Consider the following 16,363-nt stretch of genomic DNA (forward strand, 5'->3'; position numbering starts at 1 on the left):
GGCCCTCCCGGACGCCGCTGTTCCGCGCGGACAGTGGAGGAAAGGGAGGGCCGAGCCATGAAGAAGCCCCGCGCCGCCGCCGTCGCCGCCCCGTTCCTCGCCCTGGCCGTCCTGCTGTCCGGATGCGCGGATCCGGGTGCGTCCGCGAGGTCTCCGGGCACTTCGCAGCCGGCGTCGGGCGGAGGGCTCTCCGCCGGGGACGAGGCGAAGCTGAAGTCCCTGCGCCAGGTGGACGACCACCCGCTGTGGCACCTGCGCTTCGAGGGCGCCTACGAGCGGCTGCGCGCGGTGCGGGTGGAGCGGCGGCCGGACTTCGGGTGCTCGCTGTTCTTTGCCAACGGCGACCGGAACGACCCGCGGTTCGCGCGGAACTTCGACTGGCGGCACGGCCCCGCGCTGCTCCTGTTCACCGACCCGCCGGACGGCTACGCCTCGGTGTCCGTCGTCGACACCTCCTACCTCGGCCTCGGCTCCGCCGCCGACTTCACGACGGCGCGCGGCAGACGGGCCCTGCTCCAGGCCCCGTTGCTGCCCTTCGACGGCATGAACAGCAAGGGCCTCGCGGTGGGCTTCGCCTCCGTGGACCGCGCCGACGGGCCCAGGGGCGGCCCCCGGGTGGGCAGTACGCGGATCCAGCGCATCGCCCTCGACAAGGCGGCCACCGTCGCCGAGGCGCTCCGCCTCTTCGACCAGTACGAACTGGACTTCACCGACAGTCCGCCGCTGCACTACTTCCTCGCCGACGCCACCGGCGACTCCGCCGTGGTCGAGCTGGTCGGCGGCAGGAACGTGGTCGCCGAGCGCGGCAGGCAGCCGTGGAACGGCGCGGTCAACTTCACCTTCGCCGGCACCCCGGTCGCCGAGCGCCGCAACGACGCGCGGTACGGGACCGCCGCGAAGACGCTCGACGCCGCCAGGGGGGTGCTGGACACCGGCGGCTCCCTGGAGCTGCTGCGCTCCGTCGCGCAGCCGCACACGCAGTGGTCCGTGGTGTACGGCCTGAAGACCGGCAGGGTGACGCTGGTGACGGGGCAACGCTGGGGAAAGCGGCACGAGTTCACGCTGCCCATGGAGTGAGGGCCGGCGCCGGGGGCCGGGCCGGGGCCTGCCGGGTGATTTTCCCGGTGAACCGGTACGACTAGTGCCGCGCGCCTCTTGAGGGCGCGGCGCCCCGGGTAGCGACGGCCGCATGCGCGCTTCACGATCACCGGCCCGGACGTCCCGAGCCTCCCGTGCCTCCCGGACGGGCGGTCCCTCCATGCTCCGGCTCGCGACCGCCTCGCTCGCCGGGACGGCCATCGAGTTCTACGACTTCGCCCTCTACGGCACCGCAGCGGCCCTCGTCCTCGGCCCCCTTTTCTTCCCCTCCTTCTCCCCCCTGGCCGGCACGCTCGCGGCCTTCGGCACCTTCGGGGTCGGGTTCGTCGCCCGCCCGGTCGGCGCGGTCCTCTTCGGGCACATGGGCGACCGTCTCGGCCGCAGGCCCGTGCTGTTCTCCTCGCTGATCCTCACCGGGGCGGCGACGGTGGCGGTCGGCTGTCTGCCGACGTACGACACGATCGGCATCCTCGCGCCGGTGCTGCTGATCCTGCTGCGCTTCCTCCAGGGACTCGGACTCGGCGGCGAGTGGGGCGGGGCGGTGCTGCTCACCGTGGAGCACGCGCCGCCGCACCGGCGGGCCCTGTGGGCGAGCTTTCCGCAGGCCGGGCCCTCGATCGGGTTCCTGCTGGCCAACGGCGTGATGCTGGCGATGTCGGCGGTGCTGTCGGACGCGCAGTTCACCGCGTGGGGGTGGCGGGTGCCGTTCTGGGCGGCGGGCGTGCTCGCCGCGGCCGGGCTGCTGCTGCGCTCCTCGCTGGCGGAGACGCCGGACTTCCGGGACCTGGCCTCGAAGGGCGAGCGCGCGGGCGCGCCGTTCGCCGAGGTGGTGCGCGACCACTGGCGGCTGGTGCTGCTGACCGCCGGGGCGCTCTCCCTCGGGTACGCGCTGGTCTACACGATGTCGACCTGGTCGCTGGCGTACGGCACCGAGCGCCTGGGCGTGGACCGCACCGTCATGCTCGGCTGCGTCATGGCGGCCGTGGTGCTCAAGGGGCCGCTGATCCCGCTCGCCGCGGTGCTCGGCGACCGGGTGGGGCGGCGGCCGATGTGCCTGGCCGGGTGCGCGCTCAGCGCCGTGTGGACGTTCCCGATGACGGCGCTGCTGGCCACGGGGCAGCCGCTGTGGATGTTCCTGGGCTTCCTGGGCGGGTCGGTGTCGTTCGCGGCGATGTTCTCGGTGATCGGCGCGTATCTGCCGGAGTTGTACGCGCCCCGGGTGCGGTGCACGGGTGCGGCGCTGGGCTACAACCTCGCCGGGGTGTTCGGCGGTGCGCTCACGCCGATCGTGGCGACGGCGGTGTCGTCCTCCGGGGAGGGTCCGCCGTGGGGCGTGGCGGCGTACCTGACGGGGGCGGCGGTGGTGAGCCTGGGCTGCTTCGCCCTGCTGCCGGAGACGCGGCCGGCGTCGGTGCGGGCGGCGGAGGCGAGGGGCGCGGAGGCGGAGGGGGCCGCACCCGCCTGACGCGGTGGGCAACAGCCCCGCGCACCGTACCCGCGAGGAGGAAAAGGCGGAGGGGACGGCATGCACGCCGTCCCCTCGGCCTCTCGTACGGGCCCTGGAGCCGGGACCGGTGTCCCGGCCCGGCTCAGGACTCGATCGGAGCCTTGTCGTCCTTCGCGGCGGCGGCCTCGGCCGCCTCCCGCTTCTTGTTCGCGATCAGGCTGGTGATCGTCGTGACGACCAGGACGGCGCAGATGACGGACAGCGAGACCGCGATGGAGATCTCCGGGACGTGCACACCGTTCTCGTGCAGGGCGTGCAGCACCAGCTTGACGCCGATGAAGCCGAGGATCACCGACAGGCCGTAGCTGAGGTGGACCAGCTTCTTGAGCAGGCCGCCGATCAGGAAGTAGAGCTGGCGCAGACCCATCAGCGCGAAGGCGTTGGCGGTGAAGACGATGTACGGGTCCTGGGTGAGGCCGAAGATCGCCGGGATCGAGTCCAGGGCGAACAGCACGTCGGTCATGCCGATGGCGAGCATGACGACCATGAGCGGCGTCAGGATGCGCTTGCCGTTGCGCTGGATGAAGAGCTTCGTGCCGTGGTACTGGTCGGCGACGCCGAACTTCTTCTCGATCTTCTTCAGCAGGACGTTGTCCTCGGGGGCCTCCGCCTCCTCACCGGCACGCGCCTCCTGGATGAGCTTCCAGGCGGTGTAGATGAGGAACGCGCCGAAGATGTAGAAGACCCACGAGAAGTTCGCGATGACCGCGGCGCCGGCCGCGATGAAGATCGCCCGCAGCACCAGCGCGATCAGCACGCCGATCAGCAGCACCCGTTGCTGGAGGTGGGAGGGCACCGAGAACTTCGCCATGATCAGGACGAAGACGAAGAGGTTGTCGACGCTCAACGACTTCTCGGTGATGAAGCCCGCGAAGAACTCTCCGGAGGCCTGGGTCTGGCCGACCACCAGCAGGCCGAGGCCGAAGATCACGGCCAGCGCGATCCAGACGACCGTCCAGATGCCCGCTTCCTTGGTGGATACGTCGTGGGGCTTGCGCCCGATGAAGAAGTCCACCGCGATCAGGGCCGCGAGGGCCAGGATGGTGAAGATCCACGTGTTCAATGAAACGTCCACTGCGCCTCCGGCAGATAGCTACGGCAACTCAATCAGCGTCGTCGCTGCCGGAGGTCTCTTCCACCCGAGCCGCCTTCTGGCGTGCGCCGGGCCGATGCCCCGGGACCGATGGCGGTCCGTATTGACGGGTACATCGCAGGCCGGGAGTACTCCCCTCCGCACGTCCGAGAGTACCCGAAACACCAAGAGAAGGTAAAGGGAAAGGTAAACGCTCCTCAAAAGCGCAGTTCAGGGGTGCGATCCAGCCGGTGTGATCATCGCTCTCACTGGCCCCGCCGCTGATCGCCGCCGCCCGCCGCGGCGGGGGCCGCGGCGCTCAGCGGCCGAGGGCCCGCCTGGCCGCCGCCACCTGGCTCAGCACGTTCCACAGCACCTGGCTGCCCGGCGGGGTGAGCAGCGGTTCGTACGTCCAGGCGTGACCGACCCACGGGTCGGCCAGATGCGCGTCCGGCACCGGCGTCAGGCGCAGCAGCGAACGCCACAGCGGGTCGAGCACCGGGCCGTAGGCGTTCGCGTCCTCCCGATCGGCCACCATCATCAGGTGCACGCCGACGGACGGGCCCTCGTCGGCGAGGTAGCGCAGTTGGGTGACGGCCCGGTCGTCGAAGCCGTGCGGGAAGTCGTTGACGATCAGCAGTTGCTCGGCCGTGTCCAGGTGCGGCGGCAGCGCGTCCGACGCACCCGCCCTGATCGCCATCTGTACGAGGTCCACGCGCTCGGTGAGGCGCGCCAGCACGGCCGTCACGCCCTGCGGTCCCACGGCCGGCGGCGCGGCCAGCACGCCCGACTTGACCAGGGGCGCGAGCGCGGCGGACGCGGCGCCCGCCGGGTCGATGACGTGCACGGTGAACTCGCCCGCCGGATACGCGCCGAGCAGCCGCGCGGCGTGCGCGACGGCGGTGTCCAGGGCGACGCGGCGCAGTTGTTCGGTGTCCATCGTCATCGCGGCCTCGGAGCCCGTGCGGCCCGCGTCGATCCACAGCCCGCGCTCCAGCGGCAGCCGTACGAGCAGTGGAATGTGCAGGTCGGGGCGCTCGGGCAGGTGCAGGTCGCCGATGCGCAGGGCCATCGGGATCTCCATCGGCACCTTGTAGGCGTGCCAGGCCGGGTTGTCCCAGCGGGCGAACGCGGGCGGCAGCGCGGGCTCGACGACCTCGGACTCGGCGATGAGCTGGGCCACGTCGCGGTCCAGGACGGCACGGGCCTGCTCGATCAGCGCGTCGCGCTTGGCCCGGGCGCTCGCGCGGGCCGCGTCGCCGGTGCCGCCGATGCGGCTGCGCGGGTCGGAGAGGACCTTGTCGAGCTCCTGCTCCATGCGGGACTCGGCGAAGTCGACGGCGCTGCGGTAGGCGGCGGCGGTGCGGGCCAGGTCCTCGAACATGCCCCAGACCTGGTTGTAGAGCCGCTCCTCCATCGACCAGCCGGAGGCGTCGCCCGCGACGGGACGCGGCGGCTGCCCCGGCTGCGACGGCTCGGGGCGCGGTGGCGGCGGGGTGGGCGGGACGGCCGGGGGCGGGGTGGCCGCGGCCGCGGGCTGCTTCCGGCGGCGGGGGTGGCTGTAGTCGATGGGCCCGCCGGGGGCCGGCGCCGCGGGCGGGGGCGGCGCGCTCTGCGGCCCGGACTGCGGGGGCAGGTCCGGGGCGGACGGCGTGCTCCGCGGACCGGACTGGCCGGGCAGGTCCGGGGCGGCGGGCTGCGGCTGGGGGGCGTCGGGCGGTGGTACGGGGGTGGTCCCGGCTCCCTGGGGCGGCGTCGTGGTGCCGCCGCCGGGCAGGTTCGTCCGTACGCCGTCCTGGGCGGCCGCCCCCTGCCGGGCGGCGTGGCGGGCCCGGTCGCCCTCGGCGGTGCGGGGCGGGGGCGCGGCCACCGAGCGGGCCAGGCCGCGGCCGACGGCGTCCTGGATGGCGGCGGCCAGGTCGCCCGCCTGCGGCAGGCCCTGGTCGGCGAGCAGTGCGGCGAGGCCGCCCGCGTACCCCTGGCCGACGGCCCGCACCTTCCAGGCGTCCTGGCGGCGGTAGAGCTCCAGGGCGACGACGGCCGACTCGGCGTCCAGGCCGGTCAGCGTGAAGGTGGCGACCTCGTCGCCGTCGAGTCCGGTGACGGCGACGAAGGGTGCGGCGACCGCGCCGAAGCGGGCCGGGAAGCCGACGGCGGTGGGCAGCGCCAGCAGGACGTGCACCCGGTGCGCCTCTTCGGGGAGCGCGCCGAGGTCCACGGCGAGGCGGTGGTCGGCGGCGGCCTGCCGCGACACCTCCAGGCCGGGAAGCTGGTGGGCGCCGGGGTGGGCGACCCACTCGGCGCCCCGGACGGTGCCCTGCCCGTCGACGAGCGTGGCTGCGGCGACGACCGGCTGACCGGCCGAGATCCGGATCTCCAGTCGGGCCTGGGGCAACGGATGGTTCTGCCCCCGGACCAGCTCGGCCGTCATGGTCTGTCTCCCCCACCGTCGGTGTTCGTCACTGAAATCCGCGGCACGCGCCGGTCGCGTGGATCGCGTCGCTCGCGTGCGGTGCGGGCATCGCGCCGGTCGCGTGAAATGCGGTGCAGCTCCCGGCGGCCTGTCGCCTCCGGGAGCTGCGGTACTGCTGAGGATCCGGTGCCTAGAGGTGCGGCAGGATCGACGGCATCAGGTCCTGGAAGGTGCGCCCGTTGGCCGGGTTGCCGAGGGCGGTCATCTGCCAGCCCGCGCCGGCGCGGCTGACCTTGGCCATGATCTGGGCGGTGTACTGGCCGCCGCCGTCGAGGGTGTAGCGGGCCAGCTCCTGGCCGTTGGTCTCGTCGACGATGCGGCAGAACGCGTTCTGCACTTCCTGGAAGGTCTGGCCGGTGAAGGAGTTCACCGTGAAGACGATCTGGTCGATGTGCACCGGGACCCGGGCGAGGTCGACGAGAATCGCCTCGTCGTCGCCGCCCTGGCCGGCGCCGCCGACCAGGTTGTCGCCGGTGTGCTTGACCGAACCGTCGTCGCTGACCAGGTGGCGGAAGAAGACCACGTCCACCGGCTGCTTGTCCGCGAACAGGACCGCCGACGCGTCGAGGTCGACCTCACGGGTGCGCGAGCCGAACAGACCGCGGCGCGGAGCCGCCTGCCAGCCGAGCCCCATCCGCACCGCGGTCAGGGTTCCCCCGTCGCTCTTCTGCAGGCTGATGGCCTGGCCCTTGGTCATGTTGACCGTCACGCGCTACCCCTCTCCACAAACCCCTGCACCGCCCGTCTGTGCGGTTGTCAGCACCCTACGCAGTCCGCCGGACGCGGTCGCACCTGCGATGTGTTTTGTGTCGTTCCTGCAACACTCCGCGGGGCGGCGCGCTCACGCCTGTCCCGCCTCCCTCATCATGCGCAGTTCCTTCTTGAGTTCGCCGACCTCGTCGCGCAGCCGGGCGGCCACCTCGAACTGGAGGTCCGCCGCCGCGGCACGCATCCGGGCGGTCATGTCCTCGATCTGCTGGGCCAGTTCGGCGGCCGGGCGGTCGGTGAGGACCTCGGCGCCCTTCTTGCCCTTGGCGGACGCCGCGGACTTCCCGGCCTTCGCCGCCTTGCCGCCGAGCGCCGGAACCGGGGCCTTGGCGTCCTTGCCCGCCTTGGGCTTGCGGTAGTCGGTGCCGAGCAGGGCCTCGGTGTCGACCTCCTCGCGGGCGATCGTCGCGACGATGTCGTTGATCTTCTTGCGGAGCGGCTGCGGGTCGATGCCGCGCTCCTTGTTGTACGCGACCTGCTTCTCGCGGCGGCGGTTGGTCTCGTCGATCGCCTTGGCCATCGCCGGGGTGACGCGGTCCGCGTACATGTGCACCTGGCCGGAGACGTTGCGCGCCGCGCGGCCGATGGTCTGGATCAGGGAGGTCCCCGAGCGCAGGAAGCCCTCCTTGTCGGCGTCCAGGATCGCCACCAGGGACACCTCGGGCAGGTCGAGGCCCTCACGCAGCAGGTTGATGCCGACCAGTACGTCGTACTCACCGGCCCGCAGCTCGCGCAGCAGCTCGATGCGGCGCAGCGTGTCCACGTCGCTGTGCAGGTAGCGGACCTGGATGCCCAGTTCGAGGAAGTAGTCGGTGAGGTCCTCGGCCATCTTCTTGGTGAGCGTGGTGACCAGGACGCGCTCGTCCTTCTCGGTGCGCTTCCTGATCTCGTGCACCAGGTCGTCGATCTGGCCCTCGGTGGACTTGACGACGACCTCGGGGTCGACGAGTCCGGTGGGGCGGATGATCTGCTCCACGAAACCGTCGCCGCGCGAGAGTTCGTACGTGCCCGGGGTCGCCGACAGGTAGACCGTCTGGCCGATCCGCTGCTGGAACTCCTCCCACTTCAGCGGGCGGTTGTCCAGCGCCGAGGGCAGCCGGAAGCCGTGGTCGACCAGCGTGCGCTTGCGGGAGGCGTCGCCCTCGTACATCGCGCCGATCTGCGGCACGGTGACGTGGCTCTCGTCCAGGACCAGCAGGAAGTCCTCGGGGAAGTAGTCGAGGAGGGTGTGCGGGGCGGTGCCGGGGGCGCGGTCGTCGAAGTGCATCGAGTAGTTCTCGATGCCGGAGCAGCTGCCGATCTGGCGGAGCATCTCCAGGTCGTAGGTGGTGCGCATGCGCAGGCGCTGGGCCTCCAGCAGCTTGCCCTGCTTCTCCAGCTCCGCCAGGCGCTCCCCCAGCTCCTTCTCGATCCCGTTGATCGCCTTCTCCATGCGCTCGGGACCGGCCACGTAGTGGCTGGCGGGGAAGACGTACAGGCTGTCGTCCTCGCTGATGACCTCGCCGGTGAGCGGGTGCAGCGTGGACAGGGCCTCGATCTCGTCGCCGAACATCTCGATGCGGACGGCCAGCTCCTCGTACACCGGGAAGATCTCGATGGTGTCGCCGCGCACCCGGAAGGTGCCGCGCTGGAAGGCCATGTCGTTGCGCGTGTACTGGATGTCGACGAAGCGGCGCAGCAGGGCGTCGCGGTCGATCTCCTCGCCGACCTTCAGGGAGACCATGCGGTCCACGTACTCCTGCGGCGTGCCGAGGCCGTAGATGCAGGAGACGGAGGCGACCACGACGACGTCGCGGCGGGTGAGCAGCGAGTTCGTCGCGGAGTGGCGCAGCCGTTCGACCTCCTCGTTGATGGAGGAGTCCTTCTCGATGTAGGTGTCCGACTGCGGGACGTACGCCTCGGGCTGGTAGTAGTCGTAGTACGAGACGAAGTACTCGACGGCGTTGTTGGGCAGCAGCTCGCGGAACTCGTTCGCCAGCTGGGCGGCCAGGGTCTTGTTGGGCGCCATGACCAGCGTGGGGCGCTGGAGCTTCTCGATCATCCAGGCGGTCGTCGCCGACTTGCCGGTGCCGGTCGCACCCAGCAGGACGACGTCCTTCTCGCCTGCGCGGATGCGCTTCTCCAGTTCGGCGATGGCCGCCGGCTGGTCGCCGCTGGGCTGGTAGGGACTGACGACCTCGAAGGGCGCCACCGTACGTTCGATCTTGGAAACGGGCCGCATGCAACCACCGTACGACCCACCACTGACACTCACGTGGTGAACGGGCTCCGCGGGCGGGCGGGAGGGGGTCGGGGAGGGTTTGGCGCGGGGGCTGCACCCGATCGGCCGAAGTCCGGTTCCGTACCGGATCTGTCACAGGGCGTGCTGGACGCACGTGTCACATCGTTCACCGCATGGCCATTCCGCACCTGTTCCCCGTTGGCGCGCAGCTGTCACGCTCGGTCGTCCGAGTCGTCCTCTCGCGCAAGGAGAGATCCATGCTCACCCTCGCCGTCACAGCGACCCTGACCGCTCTCGCGAGCGGGACCGCCGGTGTCGTCCAGCCCCCGGCCGCTCCCGCGGGCTCCCCGGCCGCCGTCGTGGGCGCTCCGGCCGCCCGTGCGGGCGCCGCGGCTGCCGCCGCCCCCGTCGTCATCGCCCACCGGGGAGCCTCCGGGTACGCGCCGGAGAACACCCTGGCGGCCGTCGACGCCGCGCACCGGCTCGGCGTCGACTGGGTGGAGAACGACGTCCAGCGCACCAAGGACGGCGAGCTGGTGGTCGTCCACGACGACAGCCTGGCGCGGACGACCAATGTGGAACAGGTGTTCCCCGGGCGCGCCCCGTGGAAGATCAAGGACTTCACGGCGGCGGAGATCAGCAGGCTGGACGCGGGAAGCTGGTTCGGCTCCGCGTACGCGGGCGCGCGCGTGCCGACGCTGAAGCAGTACCTCCAGCGCGTGGACCGCAACAAGCAGAAGCTCCTGATGGAGGTCAAGAACCCGGCGCTGTACCCGGGCATCGAGAAGGACATCCTCAAGGTGCTGCGCGCGCAGGGCTGGCTGGACGCGGCGCACGCGCGTTCGCGGCTGGTGGTGCAGAGCTTCGACGCGGCGAGCATCCGCTCCGTGCACCGGCAGCACACGGGTCTGGTCACCGGGTTCCTGGGCACGCCGAAGGTGGCCGACCTGCCGAAGTACGCGGCCTTCACCGACCAGATCAACCCGCAGCACACCACGCTCAGCACGGCGTACGTGACGGCCGTGCACAAGCTGAAGGGGGCGCACGGGCAGCGGCTGCGGGTGAACACCTGGACGGTGGACGACGCGGCGAACGCGCGGAAGGTCAAGGGCTTCGGGGTGGACGGGGTCATCACCAACAAGCCGGACGTGGTGCGGGCCGCGATGCGCGGCTGACCTGCGCTTCCGATCGTGCGGGGCCCGTTGTCGGTGCCCGGTCGTACCGTGGTGGGCATGAACGGGGAAACGCCTTCGGCGAGTCGTGCGGAGTGGGCCGTGGTCGGCAGCGACATCGGCCCGCTGCTGCTGGCCGCGACCGACACCGGGCTGGTGAGCGTGGTCTTCCACGCGGACGAGAAGGTCCGGGTGCGGACCCTGGCGATGCTGGCGGCGCGGCTGGGCGTCGAGCTGGTGGAGGTCGCGGAGCCGATACCCGCGTCGAGCAGGCTGGCCGAACCGGTCCGTCAGTTCGCGGCGTACTTCGCGGGCACGCTGCGGTCGTTCGACCTGCCGCTGGACTGGTCGCTGACCTCGGGATTCAACCGTCAGGTGCTCCGCGCGCTGAACGACGGGGTGCCGTACGGGGCGGTCGTCGGGTACGGGGACCTGGCGCACCGGGTGGGCCAGCCGGGGGCGGCACAGGCGGTGGGCGCGGCGATGGGGTCGAATCCACTGCCGGTGGTGGTGCCGTGCCATCGGGTGGTGGAGAGCGGCGGGGGGCTCGGCGGGTTCGGGGGCGGGCTGGAGACGAAGCGGGTGCTGCTGGCGCTGGAGGGGGTGCTGCCGCAGCCGCTGTTCTGAGGGCGACGTCCCGCAGGTCCGGGGCCGGGTCCCGTCCGCCCGCGCGGTGGCGCGATTATCCGGTGCCCCGGGGGGTGTGGGCTGTCACACTGCGGCGGTGACGACATCCTTCGCCAACCGCACCCGCATATGCGGCCCCGCTTCCACGACCGCCGCCTCCCCGGCCCCCGACGCCGTCGGCCCCTGCGGGGAGGCGTGTACGAAGTGAGCACCACGGACCGGAACGACCACCCGGAAGGCACGGAACGCAGCACGGCCGAGGGCCTGCCGGGCCCCGCTGACGCCCATCCGGCTGCCGAGGGCCCGGCCGCGGACGCCGCGCCGGCGCCCCCGGGCCCGGCCGGGCCGCCCCCGGTGACGGCCGACGAGCTGTCCGCGCTCCAGCGGCGCACCACCGCCGTGCTGGTCACCAGCCAGATACTCGGCGGGCTCGGCGTCCCCATCGGCATCACGCTCGCGCCCGTCCTGGCCACCGAGATCGCGGGCAGTGAGGCCTTCGCCGGGCTGGCGCCCACCGCCTCCGTGGTCGGCACCGCCCTGCTGTCGGTGCCGCTGGCCGCCCTGATGACGGCACGCGGCCGGCGTCCCGGGCTCGCCCTGGCCTATCTGATCGGCGCGCTCGGAGCGGCGGTCGTGGTGCTTGCCGCCCTGCTGGGGAGCTTTCCGCTGCTGCTGCTCGGCATGGCGGGGTTCGGCGCGGCCTCGCTGGCCAACCTCCAGGCCCGGTTCGCCGCGGCCGACCTGGCCTCTCCCGAGCGGCGGGGCCGGGCGATCTCGACGGTGGTGTGGGCCACCACGATCGGCGCGGTGCTCGGCCCGAACCTCGCGGCCCCGGCCGGGCGCACCTTCGCCGGCACGTCCCTGCCGGTGACGGCGGCGCCGTTCGTGTGGGCCGCCGGGATCTTCCTGGTCACGGGGATCGTCGTCACGGTGCTGATGCGTCCCGATCCGCTGCTGACCGCGCGGGCGCTGTCCCCGCAGGAGGACCACTCGCCCGCGAGCCGCTCGCTCAAGGCGGGCATCGCCGCCGTGAGGGCCTCCCCGCGGGCCCGGCTCGCCCTGGTGACGGTCGCCGTCTCGCACACCGCGATGGTGTCGATCATGACGATGACGCCGGTGCACCTGGGCCACCACGGGGCCGGACTGGAGCTGGTGGGGCTGGTCATCAGCGGTCACATCGCGGGGATGTACGCGTTCTCGCCGGTCATGGGGTGGCTGGCGGACCGGCTCGGGCGGCTGTCGGTGATCGGGCTCGCGGCGGGGCTGCTGTCGCTGGCCGCCCTGCTCGCGGGCACCTCCGGCAGCAGTCACGGGCAGACCGCCGCCGGGCTGTTCGTGCTGGGCCTCGGCTGGTCGGCCGGGCTCGTCTCCGGTTCCGCGCTGCTCACGGACTCCGTGCCGCAGCCCGCCCGCGCCGCCGTGCAGGGCCTGTCCGACCTCACGATGAACTCCGCGGCGGCCGTCGGCGGGGCGGCCGCCGGGCTGATCGTCGCGCAGGCGGGCTACGGGTGGCTGAACGCGGCCGGCGCCCTGCTGCTGGTGCCGATGGCGGCGCTGGCCCTGGTCACGGCTCGGGCGGGCAGGGCGTGAGTCCGTACCCGTACGAGAAGGGGCTGCTGGGCCGTGGCCGCTAGAGGCTGATGTGGTACGCCTTGCGCAGCGTCTCGTGGACCGTCCACGTGGTGCGGTCGCCCTCGCGCAGGACGCACGCGTCGCCCGGGCCGATCTCCAGGGTCGCGCCGCCCTCCACCGCGACGGTGGCGCGACCGCTGACCACGACGAACAGCTCGTCGGCCTCGGTGTCGGTCACCACGCCGGGCGTGATCTGCCAGATGCCCCGCACCTGCCGGCCGTCCGGGGACTCCCACAGCACCTTGCCGGTGACCTCGGGCGCACCGGAGACGATCTGCGCCGGGTCGAGCGGCTCGGGCTCCAGCTCGGCGTCCGGAATGTGCACGGAGAAAGAGGCGGGAAGTCGATCAATTGTCGTCATGGCCGGTCACCTTAGCGGTGCCGTGGCGACGCCTTTCGACCAGGCCCGCAGCACATCGACGGAAACCGGCGTTCGCGACGGTGCGTGCTCCGGCGCACGAGGGGCACAAGGGAGGGCATCAGTCTTGCAGAGAGTTACAGCCAGGGAGCTGCTGCCATGGAGATTTCGGGCATCATCAGTGCGATCGTGATCGGCATCATCATCGGTGTCCTCGGCAGGCTCGTGGTCCCGGGCCGCCAGAAGATCGGCATCCTGTGGACCATCGTCGTGGGTATTCTCGCGGCGCTGGCGGGTGCGGCGATCGCCAAGGCCTTCGGGGTGAAGGACACCAACGGCATCGACTGGATCGAGTGGCTCATCCAGATCGCCCTGGCGGCGGTCGGTGTCGCGGCCCTGGCCAGCATCAAGACCGGCGGCCGAGGCCGCGGCCGCAGGTAGGCGCCGGGTCCGGAGCGCCAGCCGGGCGAGGCGCCGCCCCTCCCGCCGGTGAGCAACGCTCCCACCGCGGCCCTCGCCCGCCCCGCCCGGAGCGGTGAACCTACTCCCCGTCGCCCGGCAGCCCGGTCCACGCCGGATGCCGGGCGTCGTCGGCGCGCACCACCACGTCGGCGGCCTCCGAGGGGGCGGTTTCCCGCTCGTACCGCTCGAACGCGGGAAGCGTCCACCGCTCGCTCTCGGCGGTACGGCGCTCCAGCGCACCCGGCGACAGCCGCACGTGCACGCTCACGTCGAACGGGAACCAGCGCCCGAGCAGCATCGGCCCGCGCACCAACAGCACTCCCCCGGGCGGCAGTCGCACGTACGGACTGCGCGTCGCCCGGTCGGTGGCCGGGTCCCAGAGGTCGGGCAGCACCCGGCCGCTCCCCCCGGCCTCCAGCGGCCCGAAGACCTCGCGCCACAGGGCCCCGGTGTCGAACCACCCCTCGAAGTAGGTGTCCGGGTCCTGCTTCCCGTACTCGAACCGCAGCGAGGCGGACCGCAGGAACCCCTGCGTGTCGACCTCGTGCACGGCACGGCCGCGGTCCCGCAACGCCTCGGCGAGCGGCCCGGCCAGCTCCGCCGTGCCGGCGGCGGGCGCACCGTCGATCCCGACCTTCAGCCAGGCGCTGCCGTCGGAGGGCTCCAGCCCGTCGAGATGCCGGGCGAGCCGCCCCGCGAGGCGTCCCCAGGTGATCGGTAGAAACTGCACACGCCCATCATCGCTGGCCCGGAACCCGAGGGGGAAACGTACGACGAACCGGGGTATTCCCCTCCCATGAACCTCGTGGTCGTCGAGCCCGTCAAGCGGCGCCACTGCGCGGACTGCCGCCAGGGCCCGCTCCCCCTGCACATCCTCGAGTACAACGCCCCGCGCTGCCTGGACTGCGCCGATCTGGGCCACCTCGTGCTGCTGCCGCGCGGCGACGCGGCGCTCACCCGCCGGGCGCGCGAGGGCAGTTCGCTGTGGGCGGTGGTCGTGCGCCACAACAAGCGCCGCAAGCGGTACGAGCGCCAGGGCCTCCTGGTCGAAGAGGCCGCTCTCGCCCGCGCCGAGTCCGCCTGCCTCGCCGACGCCGCGGCGCGCTCGCGCCGCCGCGACCGCGACGCGGCCCGTCGCGCGGCCGAGGACGTGACGTTCACGGCGTCCTTCACCGCGGCGGTCCTCGCGCTCTTCCCGGGCTGCCCGCCGGGCCGCGCGCACGCGGTCGCCGCGCACACCTCGCAGCGGGGCAGCGGCAGGGTGGGGCGCAGCGCGGCGGGCCGCGCCCTGGACGAGGCGGCGGTGACGGCGGCGGTCCGCGCCTCGGTCCGCCATGTCGACACTCCGTACGACGCGCTGCTGATGGCCGGCATCCCGCGACACGAAGCGCGGGCACGGGTGAGCGCGGCGATAGAGGAGGTGCTGACGGGGTGGCGGATCGTTCCTGGGGCGTCATGAAACCCCGATGGCACCGGATCGGCGCCGGGATGCAGGGATAAAAGGGCTTACCGGGGCAGGATGACTGTTCTCCCCACGCGGGCCGTACAAGCCGCCTAACTCACGCGACCCGCACAAGCCACACGAGTCACACAACGCGAGGTACCAGCCGATGCCCACCCCCGCCGCCCCGCGGCCCCGCGAGGGGTCGGGCCTGGCTCCCTCCCTCGACGCCGCCCCGCTGCGCCCGTTCCACCTGCGCATCACCGCCACGACCTTCGGCGCGAACTTCTCCGACGGGTACGCGCTGGGCATGATCGGCGCGGTCCTGACCACGCTGACCGACGCCCGCCACCTCTCCGGCGTCTGGCAGGGCCTGCTGGGCGCGTCGGCCCTGATCGGCCTGTTCTTCGGCAGCATCGTGCTGGGCCGGGTCGGCGACATCATCGGGCGCCAGAAGCTGTACATCTACAACTTCGTCCTCATCACCGTGGCCTCCGCCCTCCAGTTCTGGGCCCACGACCCGGCGGTCCTCTTCGCCCTGCGCGTGCTGATCGGCTTCGGCCTCGGGGCGGACTACGCGGTCGGCCCGACGATGCTGTCCGAATTCGCCCCCCGGCGGCTGCGCGGCCTCCTCCTGGGTTCGCTCACCGTGCTGTGGACGGTCGGTTACGTTCTCGCGGGCATCCTCGGCACCTGGCTCGGCGGCACGGAGCACGCGGCGTACGTGCTGCTCGCGACCGGTGCGCTTCCCGCGGCCCTGGTCCTCCTGCTGCGCATCGGCACCCCGGAGTCCCCGAGCTGGCTGGTCAGCCAGGGCCGGACGCGGGAGGCACGCGAGATCGCGGCCCGCTACCTGAAGTGCGAACTGGGCGAGGTCAGGGTCCCCGCTCCGCCCGCCACCTCCGTCTCCGCGTACCGGGAGCTCTTCGCCCCGGGGCAGTCCCGGCGGACCTGGTTCGGGCTGGTCTTCTACAGCGCCCAGGTCCTCCCGTACTTCGCCATCTACACCTTCATGCCGACGATCCTGCTGGCCCTGGACGTGGCGGACGCGGACCTGCAGAACCTGCTCCTCAACCTCTTCCTCCTGGCGGGCGGCGTGTGCGGCCTGTGGTTCCTGCAACGCACGGGCCGCCGCCCGCTGGTCATCGCCACGTTCGCGATCATGACGGTGTCGCTGGCCCTGGTGGGCGCCCTCACGCACGCCTCCACGACGGCCCTGATGATCCCGTTCCTCGTCTACACCTTCGTGATGGCGGGCGCCTCCAACCTCACCCAGGTCTATCCCGCCGAGCTCTACCCCACCCACCTGCGCGCCACGGGCGTCGGCTTCCTGAACGGCACCAGCCGCATCGCCTCGGCGGTGGGCACGTTCGTCCTGCCGGTGAGCCTGGAGTCGCTCGGCCTGAACTGGTCGATGTACTGGCTGGCCGGAGTCCTGCTGCTGGGCACGGCGGCGTCGGTGGCGTGGGCCCCGGAGACGAAGGGCGAGGTGACGACGTCGGGGGGCTGAGGCCGTGCCGCCGGCGCTTGCT

At 72.4% G+C, this 16,363-nt stretch carries 14 protein-coding genes; 8 read left to right on the forward strand and 6 right to left on the reverse strand.

The window, feature by feature from the left end; genetic code table 11:
• Positions 1 to 57: 57 nt before the first annotated feature.
• Both ACZ56L_RS17425 and ACZ56L_RS17430 read left to right on the forward strand, forming a co-directional pair.
• Positions 58 to 1,077 carry a carcinine hydrolase/isopenicillin-N N-acyltransferase family protein gene (locus tag ACZ56L_RS17425; RefSeq protein ID WP_471064835.1) on the forward strand — a complete coding sequence of 340 codons (1,020 nt, stop codon included), beginning with the start codon at positions 58 to 60 and terminating at the stop codon, positions 1,075 to 1,077.
• A gap of 181 nt (positions 1,078 to 1,258) precedes the next feature.
• The gene (locus tag ACZ56L_RS17430; RefSeq protein ID WP_471064837.1) at positions 1,259 to 2,563 is read left to right on the forward strand and encodes an MFS transporter; all 1,305 of its coding nucleotides are present in this window, start codon (positions 1,259 to 1,261) and stop codon (positions 2,561 to 2,563) included.
• 124 nt (positions 2,564 to 2,687) lie between these two features.
• On the opposite strand, the gene ACZ56L_RS17435 is transcribed toward ACZ56L_RS17430, so the two are convergent.
• The 4 genes from ACZ56L_RS17435 to uvrB form a co-directional block, all read right to left on the reverse strand.
• Positions 2,688 to 3,680 (reverse strand): TerC family protein, encoded by a 993-nt coding sequence (locus ACZ56L_RS17435; protein WP_345224074.1) that lies wholly within the window; start codon positions 3,678 to 3,680, stop codon positions 2,688 to 2,690.
• 316 nt (positions 3,681 to 3,996) lie between these two features.
• On the reverse strand, positions 3,997 to 6,108 hold the full coding sequence (locus ACZ56L_RS17440; RefSeq protein ID WP_468684092.1) for a TerD family protein: 2,112 nt from the start codon (positions 6,106 to 6,108) through the stop codon (positions 3,997 to 3,999).
• A 172-nt stretch (positions 6,109 to 6,280) separates the two neighbouring features.
• Positions 6,281 to 6,859, reverse strand: a complete 579-nt coding sequence (locus tag ACZ56L_RS17445) for a TerD family protein (RefSeq protein WP_345224070.1) — start codon at positions 6,857 to 6,859, stop codon at positions 6,281 to 6,283.
• A gap of 132 nt (positions 6,860 to 6,991) precedes the next feature.
• Positions 6,992 to 9,139 (reverse strand): excinuclease ABC subunit UvrB, encoded by a 2,148-nt coding sequence (uvrB, locus tag ACZ56L_RS17450; protein ID WP_345224068.1) that lies wholly within the window; start codon positions 9,137 to 9,139, stop codon positions 6,992 to 6,994.
• A 257-nt stretch (positions 9,140 to 9,396) separates the two neighbouring features.
• On the opposite strand from uvrB, the gene ACZ56L_RS17455 reads away from it, so the two are divergent.
• The 3 genes from ACZ56L_RS17455 (at position 9,397) to ACZ56L_RS17465 (ending at position 12,528) form a co-directional block, all read left to right on the forward strand.
• A complete protein-coding gene (locus ACZ56L_RS17455) occupies positions 9,397 to 10,314 on the forward strand; it encodes a glycerophosphodiester phosphodiesterase (RefSeq protein ID WP_471064839.1) in 918 nt (305 codons plus the stop codon).
• Between the two features lie 57 nt (positions 10,315 to 10,371).
• Positions 10,372 to 10,938, forward strand: a complete 567-nt coding sequence (locus ACZ56L_RS17460; RefSeq protein WP_468684086.1) for a methylated-DNA--[protein]-cysteine S-methyltransferase — start codon at positions 10,372 to 10,374, stop codon at positions 10,936 to 10,938.
• Positions 10,939 to 11,292: 354 nt separating this feature from the next.
• Positions 11,293 to 12,528, forward strand: a complete 1,236-nt coding sequence (locus ACZ56L_RS17465) for an MFS transporter (RefSeq protein WP_345226571.1) — start codon at positions 11,293 to 11,295, stop codon at positions 12,526 to 12,528.
• 40 nt (positions 12,529 to 12,568) lie between these two features.
• On the opposite strand, the gene ACZ56L_RS17470 is transcribed toward ACZ56L_RS17465, so the two are convergent.
• Positions 12,569 to 12,931: a cupin domain-containing protein gene (locus ACZ56L_RS17470; RefSeq protein ID WP_401757737.1), complete on the reverse strand. Its 363-nt coding sequence runs from the start codon at positions 12,929 to 12,931 to the stop codon at positions 12,569 to 12,571.
• Between the two features lie 156 nt (positions 12,932 to 13,087).
• Between ACZ56L_RS17470 and ACZ56L_RS17475 the strand changes: the two genes are divergently transcribed.
• Complete coding sequence (locus ACZ56L_RS17475; RefSeq protein ID WP_345224062.1) at positions 13,088 to 13,369, forward strand: GlsB/YeaQ/YmgE family stress response membrane protein; 282 nt, start codon at positions 13,088 to 13,090, stop codon at positions 13,367 to 13,369.
• Between the two features lie 100 nt (positions 13,370 to 13,469).
• Here ACZ56L_RS17475 and ACZ56L_RS17480 read toward each other — a convergent pair whose 3' ends face one another.
• Entirely contained in the window at positions 13,470 to 14,120 is a 651-nt protein-coding gene (locus ACZ56L_RS17480) for a nucleoside/nucleotide kinase family protein (protein WP_401757735.1), read from the reverse strand.
• A gap of 66 nt (positions 14,121 to 14,186) precedes the next feature.
• Between ACZ56L_RS17480 and ACZ56L_RS17485 the strand changes: the two genes are divergently transcribed.
• Positions 14,187 to 14,849: a DUF2293 domain-containing protein gene (locus ACZ56L_RS17485; RefSeq protein ID WP_471064842.1), complete on the forward strand. Its 663-nt coding sequence runs from the start codon at positions 14,187 to 14,189 to the stop codon at positions 14,847 to 14,849.
• A 151-nt stretch (positions 14,850 to 15,000) separates the two neighbouring features.
• Positions 15,001 to 16,341: an MFS transporter gene (locus tag ACZ56L_RS17490; RefSeq protein WP_471064844.1), complete on the forward strand. Its 1,341-nt coding sequence runs from the start codon at positions 15,001 to 15,003 to the stop codon at positions 16,339 to 16,341.
• Positions 16,342 to 16,363: the final 22 nt, after the last annotated feature.

The organism is Streptomyces sp. NPDC039736 (assembly GCF_055596485.1).